This window comes from Pseudoalteromonas sp. SWXJZ94C (genome assembly GCF_015864385.1).
Taxonomy (GTDB): domain Bacteria; phylum Pseudomonadota; class Gammaproteobacteria; order Enterobacterales; family Alteromonadaceae; genus Pseudoalteromonas.
This window is the reverse complement of record NZ_JADYXF010000009.1, coordinates 67147-87882: the sequence shown is the minus strand read 5'-3', so window position 1 is coordinate 87882 and position 20736 is coordinate 67147. Positions and strand designations below refer to the sequence as shown.

General features: G+C 38.7%; 20 protein-coding genes. 19 read left to right on the top strand and 1 reads right to left on the bottom strand.

The window, feature by feature from the left end; genetic code table 11:
• Window positions 1-341: 341 nt before the first annotated feature.
• Entirely contained in the window at window positions 342-1778 is a 1437-nt protein-coding gene (locus tag I6F65_RS05800; RefSeq protein WP_197111935.1) for a sigma-54-dependent Fis family transcriptional regulator, read from the top strand.
• Between the two features lie 444 nt (window positions 1779-2222).
• Here the strand turns inward: I6F65_RS05800 and I6F65_RS05795 are convergent, their stop codons facing one another.
• Entirely contained in the window at window positions 2223-2810 is a 588-nt protein-coding gene (locus tag I6F65_RS05795) for a DNA-3-methyladenine glycosylase I (RefSeq protein ID WP_197111934.1), read from the bottom strand.
• A gap of 131 nt (window positions 2811-2941) precedes the next feature.
• Between I6F65_RS05795 and I6F65_RS05790 the strand changes: the two genes are divergently transcribed.
• From I6F65_RS05790 to flhA, 18 genes are all read left to right on the top strand, one after another.
• Window positions 2942-4054, top strand: coding sequence for a PAS domain-containing sensor histidine kinase (locus I6F65_RS05790; RefSeq protein WP_197111932.1), 1113 nt, complete (start codon window positions 2942-2944; stop codon window positions 4052-4054).
• On the top strand, window positions 4051-5520 hold the full coding sequence (locus tag I6F65_RS05785) for a sigma-54 dependent transcriptional regulator (RefSeq protein ID WP_197111930.1): 1470 nt from the start codon (window positions 4051-4053) through the stop codon (window positions 5518-5520). The genes I6F65_RS05790 and I6F65_RS05785 overlap by 4 nt, the downstream gene beginning before the upstream one ends.
• Window positions 5521-5677: 157 nt before the next feature.
• Window positions 5678-6010 (top strand): flagellar hook-basal body complex protein FliE, encoded by a 333-nt coding sequence (fliE, locus tag I6F65_RS05780; protein ID WP_024610564.1) that lies wholly within the window; start codon window positions 5678-5680, stop codon window positions 6008-6010.
• Between the two features lie 20 nt (window positions 6011-6030).
• Window positions 6031-7746, top strand: a complete 1716-nt coding sequence (gene fliF / locus I6F65_RS05775; RefSeq protein WP_166108943.1) for a flagellar basal-body MS-ring/collar protein FliF — start codon at window positions 6031-6033, stop codon at window positions 7744-7746.
• Complete coding sequence (gene fliG, locus I6F65_RS05770; RefSeq protein WP_197111928.1) at window positions 7739-8779, top strand: flagellar motor switch protein FliG; 1041 nt, start codon at window positions 7739-7741, stop codon at window positions 8777-8779. Before fliF ends, fliG begins: the two co-directional genes overlap by 8 nt.
• Before the next feature lie 3 nt (window positions 8780-8782).
• Window positions 8783-9592, top strand: a complete 810-nt coding sequence (gene fliH / locus I6F65_RS05765) for a flagellar assembly protein FliH (RefSeq protein WP_166108945.1) — start codon at window positions 8783-8785, stop codon at window positions 9590-9592.
• A gap of 18 nt (window positions 9593-9610) precedes the next feature.
• Window positions 9611-10945, top strand: coding sequence for a flagellar protein export ATPase FliI (fliI, locus tag I6F65_RS05760; protein WP_166108946.1), 1335 nt, complete (start codon window positions 9611-9613; stop codon window positions 10943-10945).
• Complete coding sequence (gene fliJ, locus I6F65_RS05755; protein WP_166108947.1) at window positions 10945-11391, top strand: flagellar export protein FliJ; 447 nt, start codon at window positions 10945-10947, stop codon at window positions 11389-11391. Before fliI ends, fliJ begins: the two co-directional genes overlap by 1 nt.
• A gap of 88 nt (window positions 11392-11479) precedes the next feature.
• The gene (locus I6F65_RS05750; protein WP_197111926.1) at window positions 11480-13072 is read left to right on the top strand and encodes a flagellar hook-length control protein FliK; all 1593 of its coding nucleotides are present in this window, start codon (window positions 11480-11482) and stop codon (window positions 13070-13072) included.
• A 56-nt stretch (window positions 13073-13128) separates the two neighbouring features.
• Window positions 13129-13659, top strand: coding sequence for a flagellar basal body-associated protein FliL (fliL, locus tag I6F65_RS05745; RefSeq protein WP_197111924.1), 531 nt, complete (start codon window positions 13129-13131; stop codon window positions 13657-13659).
• Window positions 13660-13668: 9 nt separating this feature from the next.
• The gene (gene fliM / locus I6F65_RS05740; protein WP_166108950.1) at window positions 13669-14760 is read left to right on the top strand and encodes a flagellar motor switch protein FliM; all 1092 of its coding nucleotides are present in this window, start codon (window positions 13669-13671) and stop codon (window positions 14758-14760) included.
• A gap of 20 nt (window positions 14761-14780) precedes the next feature.
• Window positions 14781-15179, top strand: coding sequence for a flagellar motor switch protein FliN (gene fliN, locus I6F65_RS05735; protein ID WP_024610556.1), 399 nt, complete (start codon window positions 14781-14783; stop codon window positions 15177-15179).
• Window positions 15176-15559: a flagellar biosynthetic protein FliO gene (gene fliO, locus I6F65_RS05730; RefSeq protein ID WP_024610555.1), complete on the top strand. Its 384-nt coding sequence runs from the start codon at window positions 15176-15178 to the stop codon at window positions 15557-15559. The genes fliN and fliO overlap by 4 nt, the downstream gene beginning before the upstream one ends.
• Window positions 15560-15563: 4 nt before the next feature.
• Complete coding sequence (gene fliP, locus I6F65_RS05725; protein ID WP_024610554.1) at window positions 15564-16304, top strand: flagellar type III secretion system pore protein FliP; 741 nt, start codon at window positions 15564-15566, stop codon at window positions 16302-16304.
• A gap of 41 nt (window positions 16305-16345) precedes the next feature.
• Window positions 16346-16615, top strand: coding sequence for a flagellar biosynthesis protein FliQ (gene fliQ, locus I6F65_RS05720; RefSeq protein ID WP_166108951.1), 270 nt, complete (start codon window positions 16346-16348; stop codon window positions 16613-16615).
• Between the two features lie 2 nt (window positions 16616-16617).
• The gene (gene fliR, locus I6F65_RS05715) at window positions 16618-17397 is read left to right on the top strand and encodes a flagellar biosynthetic protein FliR (protein WP_166108952.1); all 780 of its coding nucleotides are present in this window, start codon (window positions 16618-16620) and stop codon (window positions 17395-17397) included.
• A gap of 9 nt (window positions 17398-17406) precedes the next feature.
• Window positions 17407-18537 (top strand): flagellar biosynthesis protein FlhB, encoded by a 1131-nt coding sequence (gene flhB / locus I6F65_RS05710; RefSeq protein WP_024610552.1) that lies wholly within the window; start codon window positions 17407-17409, stop codon window positions 18535-18537.
• An 81-nt stretch (window positions 18538-18618) separates the two neighbouring features.
• Window positions 18619-20730 (top strand): flagellar biosynthesis protein FlhA, encoded by a 2112-nt coding sequence (gene flhA, locus I6F65_RS05705; protein ID WP_166108953.1) that lies wholly within the window; start codon window positions 18619-18621, stop codon window positions 20728-20730.
• Window positions 20731-20736 lie beyond the last annotated feature (6 nt).

Sequence of the window (20736 nt, the reverse complement as noted above, 5' to 3'; positions counted from 1 at the left end):
CTTATTCAATAATGTAGCAATATTAGTGCCAAGCATTTATGACTTATTTGTTTACTTAGTTATTTATCGGCACAATCGCTTTGTACTTAAGCTAATATTAGACATTATTTACTAATAATGTCAGCTTTACTTAAATATTAAAAAAACCATTAAAATAAAGTAACTTTAATGTTAGTTAAATAATTAGTACTTAATGATTAATTCTTAAGTACCACTATTTAACTAGTCCGTCTGTTTTTTGGCGTTCATGTCAAAAAACTGCCGCTATCGCTTGCATCCATACAGAACTGGCTTACAATTTAGCTAATTAATTAAATTAGTGAAAGTACGGCTCGCTAACTATGATCTTGATTTTAGATAATAATAACAATCGCGCAATAGGTTTAAATGCATCACTCACTTTTATTGGTGAAGCAGTACAACTATTAAACGAAACAAACTTTGAACAAGAGTGTAAAAAGTATCAACAGAAAGAATGCATTGTAATTTTAGGTGCATTGCAGTCGCTTGATCACGAAAGTTTAATTAAGTGCCATCCTACATTACCATTTTTGTTAATAGGTGAAACGCTTAAACCACTACTAAGCATTGCTAATGTTGTAGGGCTTATTTGTGAGCCGTTTAATCATGATGTAACAACACAGTTACTCCACGACTGCCAGCAGTATCAACGAATGCTTCCTAGCGAGCATAAACATTCTAAACCCCATAAAACCTTTGACGGACTTGTTGGTGAAACAGACGCCGTAAAAGATGTTCGCTTTTTAATTGAGCAGGTAGCAAAAACCGATGCCAATGTTTTAATTTTAGGTGAATCGGGCACTGGTAAAGAAGTGGTTGCGCGCAATGTGCATTTACTTTCAAAAAGAATTAATGGACCGTTTGTGCCTGTTAACTGTGGTGCTATTCCGGCAGAGCTTTTAGAAAGTGAATTATTTGGTCACGAAAAAGGTGCGTTTACAGGCGCTATATCGGCTCGTAAAGGGCGATTTGAACTTGCTCAAGGCGGCACACTGTTTTTAGATGAAATAGGTGATATGCCACTGCAAATGCAAGTTAAGTTGCTGCGAGTATTGCAAGAGCGAAGCTATGAACGTGTTGGCGGTACTAAAGCGATTCAGGCTGATGTACGTGTTATTGCTGCAACGCATCGAAATCTCGAAACCATGATTGAAGAGGGCAGTTTTAGGGAGGATTTATATTATCGTTTAAATGTATTTCCTATTGAAAACCCATCACTTAGCGAACGCGCTGATGACATCCCGCTGTTATTAAAAGAGCTAATGCGCCGTGTTAACGACCAAACAGGGTCTACAGCTAAATTTACTGAACGCGCAGTTGAGAGCTTAAAAGAGCATGCGTGGCCAGGGAATATTCGTGAACTTGCTAATTTAGTGGAGCGTATGGTTATTATGTTTCCTGAAAAAGTGGTCGATATTCCTGATTTACCAAATAAATATCGTTATATTGAGGTTGAGGCATACGAGCCTGAATACCCCGAAGAGTTAATGGAAAAAGATGCCTTTAACGACATATTTAGCACCGGCTTTAGTGATTACGACGATGAGCCTGAGGCTGAATTTAATCAAACAGGTAGTGGATTATTACCAAATGATGGTATTGAGCTTAAAGATTACCTAGCTGAGCTTGAAATTAGTTTAATAACGCAAGCGTTAGAACGTTATGATTACGTAGTGGCTCGCGCAGCCGAAATATTAGGTGTACGTAGAACCACGTTGGTCGAAAAAATGAAAAAATATAATCTTTCACGAGATTAGCAATACGTAAAAGATGAAATGTTTTTATTATTGTCCATTTGTGAGTAGTTAATTTACGGGCTTTGCCCGTAACGCAAGCAAGCTTTGCGTCTACAAGTAAATTTAACCACGACGTCAAATTTTACCGGTAGACGCCGAGCTTGCTCGCGTAAAAAGCGAAGCTTTTAATTACTTAAAATAAAATACTATTTCATAAAGGCAAAAAATAAGAGTAATTGAGAACTAATAGCCAGTTTATGAGTTGCTTCTCTAGAGCGCAGCGTCTTTTAACCTCTTTTTAAACAATTCACTTTATGATTTCCAGCCGCCACGTAAGCTTCGCGTATACAAGTTAAACACAAGTCTACACCTTGGCTGTAGACGCTGAGCTTGCTCGCGTAAAAAGCGAAGCTTTTAATTACTTGTAGTTAAATACTATTTAATAAAGACAAAAAATAAGAGCAATTAATAAGTTTCGATAATTTCAGCTTTTCTAAAGCAATCATTACTGTGATCGTTAACCATACCGCATGCCTGCATATGCGCATATACCGTTGTTGGGCCTAAAAACTTAAATCCTCGCTTTTTTAAATCTTTAGCAAACGCAGTTGATGTCTCTGTAATAGCAGGAGTGTCTTCAATATTATTTAAATTACTTACGAGCGGTTTGCCGCCGACAAATTGCCATTGGTATTTACTAAAGCTACCAAATTCCTTTTGTATTTTAATAAAGCACTTAGCATTATTAACCGTTGCTGCAATTTTTAAACGATTTCGAACAATACCTTCATTAAGCATTAATTGCTCAATATCATCGAGTGTAAATTCAGCAACTTTTTGCACATCAAAATTAGCAAATGCTTTTTTATATCCATCTCGTTTTTTTAAAATAGTGTACCAACTTAAGCCGGCTTGAGCTGATTCAAGTGTTATAAATTCAAACAGTTTTGTATCGTTATAAAGTGGCACACCCCATTCTTCATCATGATAAATAACGTAGTCGGGTTTGGTTGTATCGAGCCATGGGCAACGGCATTTTATTTGCTCACTCATTTGTGTTCCTTTATGTGTGCGTCATTTTTATGTCACTTTAAATTATCTGTAACTAAATGATAAATATATAAATAAATTTTGGTATGAATTGTGCATTTGGTCATGTATCTACATAAGTTCGAGATTTGATTATGACCCTTGCTAGCGTGTTAAAACCACAATTTATTTCTGCAAATCATTATAACCCATGTTTACTTCAAGAGGAGTACATAGGTGAGTTAAGCGATCTGCGTAAGCAAGCAAGTTGGTTATCACATTTGGTTGACACTATGCCTGCGGGCGTAGTTGTACTCGATGGCAAAGGCATGATTGCTAAAGCGAATCAAATAGCGATGGATATGCTGGGTGAACCGCTTGAAGGTGAAAGGTGGTTTAACGTTATTCAGCGCTCGTTTCGACCACATCAAGATGATGGTCACGAAGTGTCTTTAAAAGATGGGCGTTTAATTAAGCTTGATATTACGGCTTTGGCACCAGAGCCTGGACAGCTTATTTTAATGACCGATTTAACAGAAACTCGTCGTTTACAAAAACGGGTTGCGCATATGCAACGACTAAGTGCGTTGGGTAAAATGGTTGCCTCTTTAGCACATCAAGTACGCACGCCACTATCTGCTGCAATGCTTTATGCCGCTAACCTAGGCTCTAAGCGTTTACCAGAAGCATCTCGCGTTAATTTTCAAACTAAACTAATGTCGCGTTTAAAAGATTTAGAAACTCAAGTAAACGACATGCTTTTATTTGCCAAAAGTGGCACTCAACAGGTGGTTGAGCAGGTTTCTATGCAGCAATTATTGACTGAAGTTAAAGCTGGCGCAGATGCTATGGTCTTGCTTAACGAAAGTGAGTTAGACGTAAGTTTGCCAGAGCCAGACATACAAATTGTGGGTAATAAGACCGCGATTGCCAGTGCTATTCAAAACCTCATTCATAACAGTATTCAAGTGATTGGTACGGGTGCAAAAGTGCATTTGAGTGCATCGACCGATATGCAAGATCAAGACTTTGTTCGAATTAGTGTAAGCGATAATGGACCTGGTGTTGATTTATGCCAAGCAGATAAAATATTTGAACCCTTTTTTACGACTAAGAGCCAAGGCACTGGACTGGGCTTAGCTGTTGTTAGTTCTGTTGCTAATGCACATCAAGGCAGTGTTGATGTGACTAATAATACACATGGTGGTGCCTGTTTTAGCTTATTACTACCAATTCGTGCGACAACTAAATTAGAGGAATCGTTATGAGTAACACTATTTTAGTTGTAGAAGATGATGCAGGCTTGCGTGAAGCATTAATCGATACACTTGAAATGTCGGGCATAGAGTGTGTTGCAGCAAATAGTGCCGAGCAAGCAATGATCTTACTTAAAAAAGAGTCTTTTTCGCTTGTAGTAAGTGACGTACAAATGGGCGTAATGAGTGGTTTAGACTTACTGCGTAGTATTAAATTAAACCATCCCGATTTACCTGTATTGATGATGACGGCATACGCGACAATTGATGATGCTGTAGAGGCAATGCGTTTAGGTGCTATTGATTATATGGCTAAGCCATTTGCACCCGAAGTGCTGTTAAATATGGTAAGCCGTTATCTGCCTGAAAAACTAAAAGAAACGGATGGTCCTATTGTTGCCGATCCAACCAGTATTCAATTATTAGAGCTTGCAAGTAAAGTAGCACGCTCTGAAGCAAGCGTTATGGTGCTTGGTCCTAGTGGGTCTGGTAAAGAAGTTTTAGCGCGTTACATTCACGACAAGTCGAGTCGTTGTAATGAGCCATTTGTTGCTATTAACTGTGCTGCTATTCCTGAAAACATGCTTGAAGCTACTTTATTTGGTTATGAAAAAGGGGCTTTTACCGGTGCGATTCAAGCATGCCCTGGTAAGTTTGAGCAAGCGCAGGGCGGTACTATTTTACTTGATGAAATTACCGAGATGGACTTAGGGCTGCAAGCTAAACTTTTACGTGTACTGCAAGAGCGCGAAGTAGAGCGTTTAGGTGGTCGAAAAACAATACAGCTAAATGTACGTATTTTGGCTACCAGTAATCGCGACCTAAAAGAGGCCGTTGCTAAAAATCAGTTTAGAGAAGATTTATATTATAGATTAAATGTTTTTCCATTGATGTGGCGACCATTGTGTCAACGCCCTGGCGATATAATTGTGTTAGCTAAGCATTTAATTGAACGTCATATCAGTAAAAGCAAAGAGCCAATGGCATATCTAGATAAAAATGCTGAACAAAAGTTATTAGCCCATGCTTGGCCCGGAAATGTACGTGAGCTCGATAATGTTATTCAACGTGCGCTTATATTGAGAACGGGTAATACGATAAACGAACACGCCATTTTTATCGAAAACTTAGTTTCTAGTAATTTTGTAATGGAGTCATCAACGACTTCGATCGTAACAAATACAGCAGAAGTAACACATCAAAATGCAGATAAAAATGCAGAGCAAAACACACCAAGTTCTGCTTATTATGATGAAAAGTTATATGCTACAGATGAGCCTAAGCAAGGCTTACTTGCAGCAGATACTGGTAGCTACAAAGATGAGCTTAAAGATAAAGAGCATCGCATTATTTTAGAAACACTTGCTCGCTGCCAAGGTAAGCGCAAAGATGTAGCCGAAACACTCGGTATTAGCCCACGTACTTTACGTTATAAGCTAGCACAAATGCGCGATTTAGGTATTTCACTTCCTGCATAATCCTCTTTAAACCCTAAATTTGGCTTGCTGATTTAGGGTCGTCAAAACTATGACTTCCTACATTTACCTCTAAGCTTTTGTATTTTATCGTTTATTTATTTGGCATGCTTTGTGCTTTATTAACTGTAATAGTTAATTGCAGTGTCAGAGATAAATTATGAAAATTCAAAATAGTGCTGTATTTCAAGAAATGCAATCAATGGCTTTAGAAGCCGGACGCAATAACCAAATTAATAAACTGCCAACCCAAGTGCAATCTACATCTTCAGCGGCATTTGGTGATATGTTGAGCAATGCGCTAAATACAGTGCATGAATTGCAACAAGATGCAGGGCAAAAAGTAAAAGCAGTTGAAATGGGTGATAGAAGTGTATCGCTTGCTGAGGCAATGATTGCTTCTCAAAAATCATCAGTTGCATTTGAGGCTACATATCAGGTTCGTAATAAACTTGTTGAAGCTTACAAAGAAATCATGAATATGCCTGTTTAATTAGGTAGTGGAGAATAATTGTGGCGCAATCTAATCAATCTACAGACCTTGCACTTGCTGGTGGCGGTATTGACCAAAGCGATAGTGATGATCAACAAGAACAAAAATCAGGCTATTTAAGTGCTTTGAATGGTGTTGATGTATTACGCCAAGTAACACTCGTTATTGCATTGGCAATTTGTTTAGCTATTGCCATTTTTATTATTATTTGGGCTCGTCAGCCAGAAATGCGCCCTTTAGGTAAAATGCAAACTGAAGAGCTTATTCAAACGCTTGATTTTTTAGATGCACAACAAATTGAATATCAACTTGATGGCAATGTAGTATCGGTTGATGAAAGTGAATATCAAAGTATTAAACTACTAATGACTCGCGAAGGGTTAGAGCAAGGTCCGGCATCAGGCTCAGATATTATAATGCAAGACATGGGCTTTGGTGTAAGCCAACGTTTAGAGCGTGAACGCCTTAAGCATGGCCGTGAACAACAATTAGCGCGTACAATAGAAGAACTTAATAATATTACTCGCGCCAAAGTATTGTTAGCCATTCCTAAAGAAAACGTATTTGCCCGTAGAGAGAAAAAGCCATCGGCTACTGTTGTATTAACAATTAAACGTGGACGTTCGCTTGATCGCGAAGAGGTAGACTCTGTTGTTGATATGATTGCCTCAGCAGTACAAGGTTTAGAGCCAGCCCGCGTAACGGTTACCGACCAAAATGGTCGTTTATTAAATTCTGGTTCGCAAAGCTCATTAGCTGCTCGCTCTCGTAAAGAGTACGATTTAGAGCGTAAACGCGAGCAAGAGTACCTTGAAAAAATTGATAGTATTTTAATACCTGTAGTAGGGCTTGCTAATTACACGGCACAAGTAGATTTAAGCATGGACTTTAGTGCGGTTGAAGAAACTCAAAAACGCTATAATCCAGACCTACCTGCAATACGCAGCGAAACCACATTTGAAGAAAGTAATATGGGTGGGCTAGCTGTAGGTATTCCTGGTGCATTAACAAATCAACCTCCAATTAACTCAGATATACCAGAAGTTGCTGATGGTGGTGGTGCGGGTAGCGCAACGGCGCCATCACGAAGCCATAAAGAAGCAACACGTAATTATGAACTCGACACCACTATTTCACACAGACGCCAACAAACAGGTGTTATACGTAGAATTAGTGTATCGGTTGCTGTTGACTACATTCCTAAAGTGGGTGAAAACGGTGAAACCACAATGACACCGCGCTCTGTAGAGGCATTGTCAAATATTCGTCGCTTATTACAAGGTGGTGTTGGTTTTGATATGCAACGCGGAGATGCGCTTGAAGTAGTAACTGTGCCGTTTGTACGTGAAGCAACCGATTTAAACATTGAAATTCCTATGTGGGAACAAGATTGGTTTATGAAGTATGTACGCCTTGCTTTAGGTGCACTGGTTATAATTGTACTTATTATGGCTGTAGTTAAACCAATGCTTAAACGTCTTATTTATCCAGATGACACGCTTGAAGAATATGACGAAGATGCACTTAGCTCTGGCGTAGATATTGGCGATAACACGCTTGATATGCTAAATAAAGACTTTGATTCTGCTTCAATTGGTTTCTCAAGCGATGGTACACTACAGTTACCAGACCTACATGGTGACGAAGATTTACTCAAAGCAATTCGTGCCTTAGTAGCTAATGAACCAGAACTATCATCACAAGTAGTGAAAGCGTGGTTAACAGAAGATGACTGATCAAGAACAAAAACAACTACCTCCAGCATTTGATGTTGATAAGCTAGATGGTGTAGATAAGGCTGCTATATTACTTTTGAGTTTGTCAGAAGAAGATGCCGCGCAAATACTCAAACACCTAGAACCTAAGCAGGTCCAAAAAGTGGGTATGGCTATGGCTGGGCTGGATGATTTATCCCAAGCTAAAATAAGCGCTGTCCATAATTTGTTTATTGAACAAATTCAAAGCTTTAGTACAATTGGTTTTCAATCAGAAGACTTTATTAAAAAGGCACTTACTGCTGCATTAGGTGAAGATAAAGCAGCCAGCCTTATTGACCAAATTGTTATGGGCTCGGGTGCCAAAGGTCTTGATTCGTTAAAATGGATGGATTCTAAGCAGGTTGCTAATATTATCCGTAATGAGCATCCGCAAATTCAAACCATTGTATTATCTTATTTAGAGCCAGAGCAGTCGGCTGAGATTATTGCTCAGTTTCCTGAAAAAGTTCGCTTAGATTTAACAATGCGTATAGCTAATCTTGAAGAAGTACAGCCAGCAGCACTGCAAGAGCTAAACGAAATTATGGAAAAACAGTTTGCAGGTCAAGCCGGTGCACAAGCAGCTAAAATGGGTGGTTTAAAAGCCGCTGCAGATATTATGAACTACCTAGATACGAATGTAGAAGGGCAGTTAATGGACTCTATTCGTGAGCACGATGAAGAAATGTCTCAGCAAATTCAAGACCTAATGTTTGTGTTTGAAAACCTGATGGAAGTAGAAGACCGTGGTATTCAAGCAATACTGCGTGAAGTACAACAAGATGTACTAATGAAAGCGATTAAGGGCACCGATGATGCACTTAAAGATAAAATACTCGGTAATATGTCAAAACGTGCAGCAGAAATGCTTGCCGATGATTTAGAAGCAATGGCACCGGTTAGAATTAGTGAAGTAGAAGCAGCACAAAAAGAGATTTTATCAACAGCGCGTCGTTTATCTGACTCTGGTGAAATTCAACTCGGCGGTGGCGGCGGTGAGGAGTTCTTGTAAACCATGAGTAAGTTAAAAGGACGCCCACTTAATGCTGAAGAAGCCGATGAATTACTAAAAAATTGGGCAACGCCTGATTTAGCCCCTGATGAGAAAAGTTTTGGTAATCGCTCTACTGCATTTGGTACGCCACTTTCTGATTTATACAGAAAAGAAATGGCAGAAGAAATGCCAATGGATGATGAGGTAGAAGAGCCTGAATTACCTTCTCTTACTATGGTTGAGCTTGAACGCATTAGGCAAGATGCTTATGAAGAAGGGCTTAAACAAGGGCATGAGCAAGGTTATATTGATGGCTTTGATAAGGGTGTAACCGAGGGCAAAGAAGCTGGTTACAAAGAAGGAATCGAAATTGGTAAAACCCAAGGTCATGAAGACGTAAAACCGTTAATTGAAGAGCAGTTAACTGCCTTACGTACTATTTTAGATAGCTTAACTAATCCGCTTAATAAAGTGGATGACCAAGCTGAAAAACAATTAGTGCAACTGGCAGTAATGCTGGCTGAAGCAATAATTTATCAAGAAGTAAAAACCTCCCCCGATATTATTTTGCACACACTTAAACACAGCATTGATTCACTTAATGCTGATGAAGAGAAAGTGCGAATACATTTACACCCCGAAGATGTCGATCTTATTAAAGCCAGTTATGGTGAGCAAACGATTACTGATAATAATTGGCAATTAATAGCAGAACCAACACTTGAACGTGGCGGTTGTGAAGTTAAAACAGCTCAATCATCACTCGATATGACATTAAAAACGCGTGTCAAAGAAACGTTGGATAGTTTTTTGCATAATAGTGGTATCTAACTACTTTTTTGGCATGTTATGTCTGCTCAAGATGCTTCTTTAAGCGAACGCTTATCTCAATATCAACAACATGTTAAAGCTCCCATACCTGCTGTAGCGGGTATTTTAACACGAGTTGTAGGCCTTACTCTTGAAGCCAGAGGCTTGCGCGCACCAGTTGGTAGCCAATGTAAAATAGAAACCATGAATGGCTTTGTTGACGCCGAAATAGTGGGTTTTAACGATCAAACTCTTTATTTAATGCCTAACGATCATATTTCGGGAGTATTACCTGGCGCACGTGTGATCCCACAAGTAAACAATTTAGGCTTACCTGTAGGCATGAGTTTATTAGGGCGTGTTGTTGATGGCTTAGGTCGTCCGCTCGATGGACTTGGCAAAATAAACGCAGAACACTATTTAAAATTTGCACAAAATACTATAAATCCACTTTCTAGACGACCAATAAGCAAGCCTATGGATGTAGGTGTGCGCGCTATTAATTCAGTCATTACAGTAGGACAAGGTCAGCGAATGGGCTTATTTGCGGGCTCTGGTGTAGGTAAGTCGGTACTACTTGGCATGATGACGCGCGGTAGTGAAGCCGACGTTATTGTAGTTGGGCTTGTAGGCGAGCGTGGTCGAGAAGTAAAAGAATTTATTGAAGAAATACTAGGTGTAGAAGGTCGTAAACGCTCTGTTGTTGTTGCAGCTCCTGCTGATTCATCTCCGCTTATGCGTTTAAAAGGTTGTGAAAGTGCAGTGACGATTGCAGAGTACTTTCGTGATCAAGGTTTAAATGTACTATTACTTTTAGACTCCGTTACTCGCTACGCCATGGCTCAGCGTGAAATTGCACTTGCTGTAGGTGAGCCACCAGCAACAAAAGGTTATCCGCCTTCGGTGTTTGCTAAATTACCTGCGCTGGTGGAGCGTGCTGGTAATGGTGGTGAAGGACAAGGCTCAATTACTGCCTTTTTTACAGTTTTAAGTGAGGGTGATGACATGCAAGATCCTATTGCTGATGCAGCGCGAGCGATATTAGATGGACATATTGTACTTTCGCGGGATTTAGCTGACAGCGGTCATTATCCTGCTATAGATATCGAAAAATCAATTTCGCGTGTTATGCCTCAAGTAGTTTCTGAATCGCACATGCAACAAGCTCGGGTTCTTAAGCAAGTGTATTCAATGTATCAACAAAACAAAGATATGATCACGTTAGGCGCTTATCAAAAAGGTACTGACCAAATGCTTGATCAAGCAATTAATATGATGCCAAGAGTAAATGCATTTTTACAACAAGGTATGCGAGATGTGATTAGTTATGATGATGGCTTACAAGGTCTTGCTCAGTTATTAGGGCAAGCATAATGGCTAAAAACAAACTCGATTTATTACTAAAAATTGAAAATGAGAAAGAAGAAAATTTGCGAATGAGTTACTTGCAAGCAAACCAAAATTTGCAAGCTAACCAACAAAAGCTACAAGGTTTAAATAACTTTAGACTGGAGTATACACAGCAATTGCATGTCAAAGGTCAGTCGGGTTTATCAAGTGCAGGGTTTAGTCAGTACCATGCTTTTATAGCAAAAATAGAAGAAGCAATTCGTCAACAAGCAGGAACTGTAAATACAGCAAAGCAGGTGGTAATTCAACGTAAAGCTATATGGCTAAAGCAACAAATTAAAGCCAAAGCAGTTGCAAAACTAATCGAAAAACAAAAATTAAAAGCGGATGTTTTAGTCGCTAAAAATGAGCAAAAAATGTTGGATGAATTTTCATCAAATCAATTTTTTCAACGTCGTAAAAGCTTGTAAATTAGGCACGTTAATTGCTTTACTGAACAGTGTATTTAATTTTTTGGTGATGTGCGGTGGTGCATTGCCGCCTATTAATGGGTGATTTATGGCGATGAATGACATCTCAACTGTAATAAGGTCTGAAAAAGACACTTACTTAGCTATTAAAGACAATGGTTTAAGTGAAAGTAGCGAAAGTACGGGCGTTGAATTTTTAAGCCAATTATATAATGCCCACAATTCATCTGAGCCAAAAACGAAGGAGCTTGATAGCTCTACGCATAAAGAATCTGAGAAAAGTGATACGTCAGATGGAAAGAAAACTGATAATGATTCACTTTTATCCGGCGATAATATGCTGGCACAAATTAATTCAGCTCAGGCTATAGACACCTCAATTAAAAAGCATGTTGGTGAAAGTACACAACCAATAAGTACGGGTTTAAATAAAGCAAATATAGTAACTAATGACGCTGAGCTTGACGTTTTGGCTCAAGGAGATAGCAAGGTAGTTACTGAACAATCTGAATCAGCAAAAACAGATAGCACCAAAACCACGGCTATCGAATCATTACTCAATAAAGATGCTAGCTTAATTAAATCAGACAAAACACTCGCAAGCTTAACTCCTGAGCAGCGTGAGCAATTAAACACACAAATTCAAGCGATGGATAAACCACAAAGTAACGACAACGTAACTGCACTCAAGCAGATGCTCGCACAATATATTACTGAGAATGAGCAGTCATCAACAGCGGTATCAAAACAAAGCGTTAGTTCCGAAGTGGATGCATTAACAACAACTGAAAAACAAGCATTACTTTCTCAATTAAATAGCTATATGAAAAATGCAGAGCCAAAAGGTGAGCAATTAATATCTCTTAAAGAAACTATAAGTGATTTAAAAACCTCTATTGATAAGTCAATAACAATTAATGAAGTACAAAAACAAGACTCAAAATTAGATGGTAATGAATCAAATAAATTGATGAGTAATTTATCTAAAGACGAGGGGCTAGAAAAACAGTTTGATACTCTTCAAAAAGAAAGTACTCGTAGCAATAGTGCTGATCAGCCTACAAATAAAGTGACCAAATTGCTAGCACAAATAACGGGTGGTTTTAGTACGTCACAAGCAAATACCCTAAGTGATAACAATATACTTAGCTATGAAGAGTCCGTTATAGATATCCAAGCATTGCAATCTCAAGCTCTACAAAGTACAGCTCAAGTTAAGCAAGTTAGTATTGACCCTGGTGTGATGCAGGCTATAAATATTATTAAAAGTGATGCAGCTAAACTGCTTCAAGAGCGTGTTAGCTCAATGCTAAGTATTAATAATAAAGAAGCTGAAATACGTCTTGATCCACCAGAAATGGGGAGCATGCAAATACGGATCAGAAGTGATGCAGAACAAGCTCAAATAAACTTTGTGGTACAAAATCAACAAGCAAAAGAAGCGCTAGAGCAATCGCTTCCGCGATTACGTGAAATGCTTGCGCAGCAAGGGATAGATTTAGGCGAGAGTACAATCTCTTACGGAGGCTCAGGAAGTGAGGGGGCAGAGCATAATGAAAGCGATTCCAAGGGTACTTTGGCTAATAAAAACTCAGTTATTGATGAAAATGATGATACAACAGGCAGTGGACAGCAAAGTTCTCGTCAACAAACTTCATCATCAATAGATTACTATGCCTAAGTACTGCTATTATAATAACTAAAACAAGTAAGTACCTTTAGAATAAAGGAAATACAATGGCTGAAGACACTAATTTAGAAATTGAAGAAACAGGTAAAAGTAAAAAGAAACTGATAATAATTATAGTAGCCGTTTTACTTGTTGTTGCTGGTGGCGTAGGTTATTTTTTAATGTCGGGCTCTGACGACTCTGTTGAAACACTTGATGAAGAGACTACAATATCTGAAGAAGCTCCATCAGAGGCCGCTGGTTCATCTGCTGAAATAGGAAGTGCTTTATATGTAGCTATGCCAAGACCATTTGTGTTTATTGTGCCCAGCTCAAGCCGTGATAGAACAGTACAAATTAAAGTTCAGTTATTAGTGCGTGGCGATATAAATGAAGAAACTGCGAAAAAACACATTCCGCTTATTGAAGGTACATTGTTAAGTGTATTTTCCACTACAACAGCTGATGAGTTAGGTACAAGTGCAGGTAAAGAGACACTTCGTTTTACTGCGCTTGAAAAAGTACAAGCTGCATTATTAGATTTAGAAGGCAGCAAAGTTATAGAGCGGGTGTTATTTACCGGCTTTGTGATGCAATAAGGGGTTAGCGTGAGCGATTTATTATCCCAAGAAGAAATTGATGCGCTATTACATGGTGTTGATGACGTTGAAGAGGAAGATATACACGACAGTGAAGACGGTGGAGGAAGTACGCTCCAGTACGATTTTTCTTCGCAAGATCGGATTGTACGTGGTCGCATGCCGACACTGGAAATTGTTAATGAACGTTTTGCCCGCCACATGCGAATTAGCCTATTTAATATGATGCGTCGCACCGCTGAGGTGTCTATTAACGGCGTTCAGATGATTAAGTTTGGTGAATACGTTCATACTTTATTTGTGCCTACTAGCTTAAATATGGTGCGATTTAGACCATTAAAAGGCACTGGGCTTATCACCATGGAAGCACGGCTTGTGTTTATTTTGGTTGATAACTTTTTTGGTGGTGATGGTCGCTATCATGCAAAAATTGAAGGGCGCGAATTTACACCTACAGAGCGCCGAATAGTGCAAATGCTACTTAAAATAATCTTTGAAGATTATAAAGAAGCGTGGGCACCCGTTATGGATGTGTCTTTTGAGTATCTTGATTCAGAAGTAAACCCAGCTATGGCTAATATTGTTAGCCCTACTGAGGTTGTTGTTATTAGTTCTTTTCATATTGAGCTTGATGGTGGTGGTGGCGATTTTCATATTGCATTGCCTTATTCTATGCTTGAGCCAATTAGAGAGTTGTTAGATGCGGGTGTTCAGTCTGATACTGAAGATACCGATTTACGCTGGAGCAAAGCGCTTCGCGATGAAATAATGGATGTAGAGGTTGAGATGTCGACTCAATTACTTGAAGTTGATTTAACCCTAAAACAAATTATGGAGCTTAAAGCAGGTGATATTATTCCAGTAGAAATGCCTGAACACATAACTGTATTTGTTGAAGAATTACCTACATTCAGGGCTAAAATGGGTCGCTCTCGCGACAATGTTGCCCTACAAATTAGTGAAAAAATTAAACGTCCTGATTCAGTTAAGTCTGAGCTGCATGTATTTACTAAAGGCGGCAAGAAAATTGATTCAGATGCAGAATTAGCAGAACTAGAAGATGATTTACACCTCTCTGACGGTGTAGACTTAGACTGGTAATTGATTAAAAGGTTAAATGTATGAGCGATGATCAAGATACGATGGATGAGTGGGCAGCAGCATTAGCAGAAGCCGAAAGTCCAGAAAACGGTGCTGAGGCACATGTTGCTGAATTAGACGAGTTAAGTGATTCAAAACACGAAATCAGTGGTGATGAAAAACGTAAACTGGATACTATTTTAGATATCCCCGTTACTATTTCGATGGAAGTGGGGCGCTCTAAAATTAATATTCGTAATTTATTACAGCTAAATCAGGGGTCAGTTGTTGAACTTGACCGTGTGGCGGGTGAGCCGCTAGATGTACTTGTTAATGGTACTTTGATTGCTCATGGAGAAGTAGTTGTAGTTAATGATAAGTTTGGTATTCGTTTAACTGACGTAATTAGCCAAGTAGAGCGGATCAAAAAGCTACGATGAATGCATTTATTGCTTTAACGAGTTCCGTTTTTTCAAAAGCAGATGTAGCAACACCAACAGGAGATATACTCTCTATGGTGTTGTCACTTGTTATGGTGTTAGTACTTATTGTGGTACTTGCTTTTTTTGTTAAAAAGCTTAATCCAAATTTAGCAAATAGTGATGAATTTAAAGTTGTCCGTAGTTTGCCGTTAGGCTCACGCGAGCGTTTATTGGTTGTTGAAATAGATAACGCACAACATTTATTAGGGGTGACACCTCATAGTATTAATTATCTGCATAAATTAGAGACTCCATTAAGTGAAAAAGAATTACCTGAGCTGGCAAAACGCTTTAGTAAACTCTTAAATCCACAAACAAACCAAAATAAAAAGAAATGATATTATGACAAAGTGGCTGCTTATTATTTTAGTTATTGTGTTTGCACCCAACGTAAGTGCCGAAGGTATTGATGCACTGACTATTACAACAAACGCAGATGGCACGCAAGATTACTCGGTAACATTACAAGTTTTAGCTATTATGACGGCGCTGAGCTTTATACCCGCCGCTATAATTATGATGACCTCATTTACACGTATTATTGTTGTACTTGCTATTTTACGCCAAGCAATTGGTTTGCAATCAACGCCTTCCAATCAAGTGTTATTAGGTATGTCGCTTTTTTTAAGCATTTTTATAATGTCGCCTATTTATCAACAAGTAAATGAGCGCGCAATAGAGCCATATTTAAACGAGCAAGTAACATCGGTACAAGCGCTTGAGCTTGCTAAAGAACCTATGAAAACGTTTATGTTGTCGCAGGTTCGAATTAAAGACTTAGAAACATTTGCTAAAATAGCCGGTTACGATCAGTTAGATTCGCCCGAGGATACACCTTTAATCGTGTTGATCCCTGCATTTGTAACCAGCGAATTACAAACAGCTTTTATTATTGGATTTATGTTTTTCATCCCATTTTTAATCGTTGATTTAGTCGTTGCCTCTGTTTTAATGGCAATGGGTATGATGATGCTTTCACCGATGATTGTATCTCTCCCGTTTAAAATTATGCTATTTGTACTTGTTGATGGTTGGAGCTTAGTTATGGGTACTTTAGCTAAAAGCTTTGGTTTAGGAACATGATGATGCTTAATAAAAAGCAAATGCCTAACTAGGAGTACAGCATGGAACCAGAAATTTTTGTTGATATTCTTAGTGATGCTCTGTTTTTAATTATTAAGTTGGTTTCTGCTATTGTAGTGCCTGGCTTAATAATTGGCTTAGTAGTTGCTGTATTTCAAGCAGCAACCTCTATCAATGAACAAACATTAAGCTTTTTACCTCGTTTATTAATTACAATTAGCGCCTTAATAATTGGTGGGCATTGGATTACGCAAGAATTGATGGACTTTTTTACTCGCTTAGTTTTACTTATTCCTGAAATTGCAGGCTAAATGTGGAGTATCCATTTTCAGTTGTAATTCAATGGTTGAGCGATTTTTTGCTGCCTTTAATACGTATCAGTTCAATGATCATGATTATGGCGGGTTTGGGTGCTAAAAATGTACCTACACGAATAAAAATGGGTTTGTCTGTTGTTGTAACCTTTGTTGTTGTGCCTGTCCTACCACCATCTACTTTTACTAACTTGTTTTCGTTTGAAATGATTTTAGTTGTTATACAACAAATGCTGATAGGGACTGCTATTGGCTTCGCTTCTATCCTTTTATTAAATACCTTTGTATTAGCTGGGCAAATACTAGCAATGCAAACCGGTTTAGGTTTTGCTTCTGTTATTGATCCCTCAAATGGTGCAAGTGTTCCTGCTGTTGGACAATTTTTTCTTATTTTAGCGACACTTTTATTTTTTGTATTTAATGGTCATTTAATGATGATTCAAATGGTTGTGCATAGCTTTGATGTATTGCCAATTGATGGTAATTGGTGGTCTGTAGATCATTACTGGGACATAGTGACGTGGGGCAGCTGGATGTTTACTACAGCGCTTGTGCTTTCACTTGCGCCTCTTACCGCTATGCTTGTTATAAATATGTCGTTTGGCATTATGACGCGTGCAGCACCTCAGCTAAATGTTTTTTCTATTGGCTTTCCACTTACTTTAGTTGCTGGGCTTATTATTATTTGGGCTACGCTGGGCAACTTTGTATCTCAATTTGAGTTTCAGTGGTTAAAAATGATTGAGTTAATGTGTAGCTTAGTTGGTTGTTCGCCTTAGGAGAGAGTAATGTCTGAAGATTCAGGACAAGAAAAAACAGAAGAACCCACATCCAAAAAAATCGAAGAATCCAAAAAGAAAGGTCAAATAGCCCGTTCAAAAGAACTTGGAACTATGTTTGTTCTTATTTTTTCTGCAATTTCATTATTAATGTACGGTCCTGAAATAGGCAAAGCTTTATACAATATTATGGGTAGGACGCTCAGCCTTAACCGAAGTGAAACTTACGATACAACAAAAATGTTTGCTGTATGGGGGGAGGTTTCAGATGCTTTAATGTTTCCGATGGCTATGTTTGTATTAATAATTGTTTTTGCAGCATTTATTGGTAATACGCTATTAGGTGGCTTTAATTTTAGTTGGGAAGCAGCTGCGCCAAAAGCGAGTAAAATGTCACCAATGAAAGGTTTTAAACGCATGTTTGGTCCACAAGCTGCTATTGAGCTTGTAAAGTCACTTTTAAAGTTTGGTTTAGTTGCTAGTTTTGCTGTTTTTTTAATTAATACTTATTTTGATGAGATACTTCATTTAAGTGTAGAAAGCGCACCGGGTAATATTATTCATGCCTTAGAGATTTTAGGATGGATGTTTTTAGGGCTCTCTTGCACGTTAATTGTTATTGCTGCTATTGATGCACCATTTCAAAGCTATAACCATAACAAACAACTCAAAATGACGTTGCAAGAAATTAAAGATGAGTATAAAAATTCAGAGGGTGATCCTCAAATAAAAGCTCGAATAAGGCAAACGCAAAGGCAAATGTCGCAAAAGCGCATGATGCAAGATGTACCAGATGCCGATGTTATTGTTACTAACCCAACGCATTACTCAGTGGCATTAAAATACGATACAGAGCGAGCAGGTGCCCCTATTGTGCTTGCCAAAGGTGCAGATGAAATGGCGATGCAAATACGTAAAGTCGCTATTGGTAATGAAGTCCCTATAGTTGAATCACCTATGCTTACTCGAGCACTTTATCATACGGCAGAAGTGGGCGATCAAATTCCAGATCAGCTTTTTACCGCAGTTGCTCAAGTTTTAGCTTATGTATTTCAGCTTAAGCGCTTTAATAAGGGGCGCGGAAAGCGTCCAACTAAGCTTAAGAGTAAGCTTCCTATCCCCGATGCTTATAAGTATTAACATCTTAATACAGCTAATTTATTAACTTGGAATAGTTATTGCTAATTCTACGTAGTGTCAATTTTTTGAAATTGTAGAATTATGAGTTTTAAAGCTGTATTACAACAACTTAACAGAGATAAAAAAGAATATGCTAAAGGGGTAGGTACACCTTTACTTGTTCTTGCTGCCTTGGGGATGGTTATTTTACCATTACCTCCTTTCTTACTTGATATCCTTTTCTCGTTCAATATAGCTTTAGCCCTAGTGGTTCTTTTGGTTACCGTATATACCATGAAGCCTGTCGAATTTGGTATGTTTCCGGCTGTGCTGTTGATTGCAACGATTATGCGCTTAGCCCTTAATGTGGCCAGTACACGTGTTGTGTTACTTGAAGGTCATAATGGTGGTGATTCCGCTGGTAAAGTAATTGAAGCCTTTGGCTCAGTTGTTATAGGCGGTAACTACGCAGTTGGTTTGGTTGTATTCTTAATTTTAATCATTATTAATTTTGTGGTAATTACAAAAGGTGCAGGGCGTATTTCAGAAGTATCTGCACGTTTTACCCTTGATGCAATGCCTGGTAAACAAATGGCAATTGATGCTGATTTAAATGCCGGTTTTATTAGTGCTGAGCAAGCACGTGACCGACGCGAAGAAGTAACGCGCGAAGCCGATTTTTACGGCTCAATGGATGGTGCGAGTAAATTTGTAAAAGGTGATGCTATTGCTGGCATCATTATTTTGATTATTAATATAGTCGGTGGTTTATTTGTTGGGATGATTCAACATAATTTAAGCTTTGGTCATGCGATGGAAGTTTATACATTACTTACTATTGGTGATGGGTTAGTTGCTCAACTTCCTTCTTTACTACTTTCAATTGGTACTGCGATTGTTGTAACGCGCCAAAATGAATCACTCAATATGGGTGATCAATTTAAGAAACAACTCGGTAACGAAAAATCATTATTTATTGCATCAGGTATTTTAATAATAATGGGTTTGGTCCCTGGCATGCCACATTTTGCCTTTTTAAGCTTAGGTGCACTTTTAGGGTATTTAGCTTATTACACGCAACAAGTTAAAATTAAAGCCGCTGCTGCAGAAGCAGAAGAGGCTGCTAATGGAGGGGCTGTAGGAACAGGCGTTGCAAATAAACAAGAGCAAAAAGAGCTTGGCTGGGATGATGTTCAACAGGTTGATGTAATTGGCTTAGAAGTAGGTTACAGATTAATTCCGTTGGTAGATCAATCTCAAGGTGGAGAGCTATTAAACCGTATTAAAGGCGTTCGTAAAAAGCTTTCTCAAGAATTAGGCTTTTTAGTACCGCCGGTTCATATTCGCGATAATTTAGAGTTAGACCCTAATGCATACAGAATAACACTAATGGGTGTTTCAACTGGTGAAGGGGAGCTAAAACACGGTGATGAGCTGGCTATTAACCCGGGGCAAGTTTTTGGTCCTATAAAAGGGGTGGAAACAAAAGACCCGGCATTTGGACTAGATGCAGTGTGGATTAAGCCAGATCAAAAAGATGAGGCGCAATCTTTAGGGTATACCGTAGTTGATTCAGCGACCGTTGTTGCTACGCATATTAGTCAATTATTAACGAACAGTGCTGCCTTATTACTTGGTCATGAAGAAGTTCAAAACTTACTTGATATGCTAGCTAAAAGCCATCCTCGTTTAGTGGAAGGGCTAGTGCCAGATGTGCTTCCTTTAACTGCAATTGTAAAAGTATTACAGAATCTATTAAACGAAGGTGTTGCAATACGCGACATGCGCTCAATAGTACAAACCCTTGTAGAGTACGGTCCTCGAAGCCAAGACCCTGATGTATTAACGGCTGCGGTACGTATTTCATTGCGCAGATTAATTGTTCAAGATGCTGTTGGTATGTCTTCAGAAATCCCTGTCATAACCTTGGCACCTGAGTTGGAACAGATGTTGCATCAGTCATTACAGAATGCAGGTGACGAAGGTGCCGGAATAGAGCCAGGTCTTGCAGAGCGACTTCAAATATCATTAAGTGAAGCGCATCAAAATCAAGAAATGGCTGGTGAACCTTCGATATTGCTGACATCAGGAATGTTACGCACTGTGTTATCTCGTTTTGTTAAGTACACCATTCCAGGATTGCGAGTGATGTCTTACCAAGAGGTACCAGACGAAAGACAGATTAAGATTGTTAGCTCGGTAGGCCAACAATAAGATTTC

Coding starts and splice junctions, on each gene's coding strand:
- I6F65_RS05800 (WP_197111935.1), top strand. CDS start 342: ATGATCTTGATTTTAGATAATAATAACAATCGCGCAATAGGTTTAAAT.
- I6F65_RS05795 (WP_197111934.1), bottom strand. CDS start 2,810: ATGAGTGAGCAAATAAAATGCCGTTGCCCATGGCTCGATACAACCAAA.
- I6F65_RS05790 (WP_197111932.1), top strand. CDS start 2,942: ATGACCCTTGCTAGCGTGTTAAAACCACAATTTATTTCTGCAAATCAT.
- I6F65_RS05785 (WP_197111930.1), top strand. CDS start 4,051: ATGAGTAACACTATTTTAGTTGTAGAAGATGATGCAGGCTTGCGTGAA.
- fliE (WP_024610564.1), top strand. CDS start 5,678: ATGAAAATTCAAAATAGTGCTGTATTTCAAGAAATGCAATCAATGGCT.
- fliG (WP_197111928.1), top strand. CDS start 7,739: ATGACTGATCAAGAACAAAAACAACTACCTCCAGCATTTGATGTTGAT.
- fliH (WP_166108945.1), top strand. CDS start 8,783: ATGAGTAAGTTAAAAGGACGCCCACTTAATGCTGAAGAAGCCGATGAA.
- fliI (WP_166108946.1), top strand. CDS start 9,611: ATGTCTGCTCAAGATGCTTCTTTAAGCGAACGCTTATCTCAATATCAA.
- fliJ (WP_166108947.1), top strand. CDS start 10,945: ATGGCTAAAAACAAACTCGATTTATTACTAAAAATTGAAAATGAGAAA.
- I6F65_RS05750 (WP_197111926.1), top strand. CDS start 11,480: ATGGCGATGAATGACATCTCAACTGTAATAAGGTCTGAAAAAGACACT.
- fliL (WP_197111924.1), top strand. CDS start 13,129: ATGGCTGAAGACACTAATTTAGAAATTGAAGAAACAGGTAAAAGTAAA.
- fliN (WP_024610556.1), top strand. CDS start 14,781: ATGAGCGATGATCAAGATACGATGGATGAGTGGGCAGCAGCATTAGCA.
- fliO (WP_024610555.1), top strand. CDS start 15,176: ATGAATGCATTTATTGCTTTAACGAGTTCCGTTTTTTCAAAAGCAGAT.
- fliP (WP_024610554.1), top strand. CDS start 15,564: ATGACAAAGTGGCTGCTTATTATTTTAGTTATTGTGTTTGCACCCAAC.
- fliQ (WP_166108951.1), top strand. CDS start 16,346: ATGGAACCAGAAATTTTTGTTGATATTCTTAGTGATGCTCTGTTTTTA.
- flhB (WP_024610552.1), top strand. CDS start 17,407: ATGTCTGAAGATTCAGGACAAGAAAAAACAGAAGAACCCACATCCAAA.
- flhA (WP_166108953.1), top strand. CDS start 18,619: ATGAGTTTTAAAGCTGTATTACAACAACTTAACAGAGATAAAAAAGAA.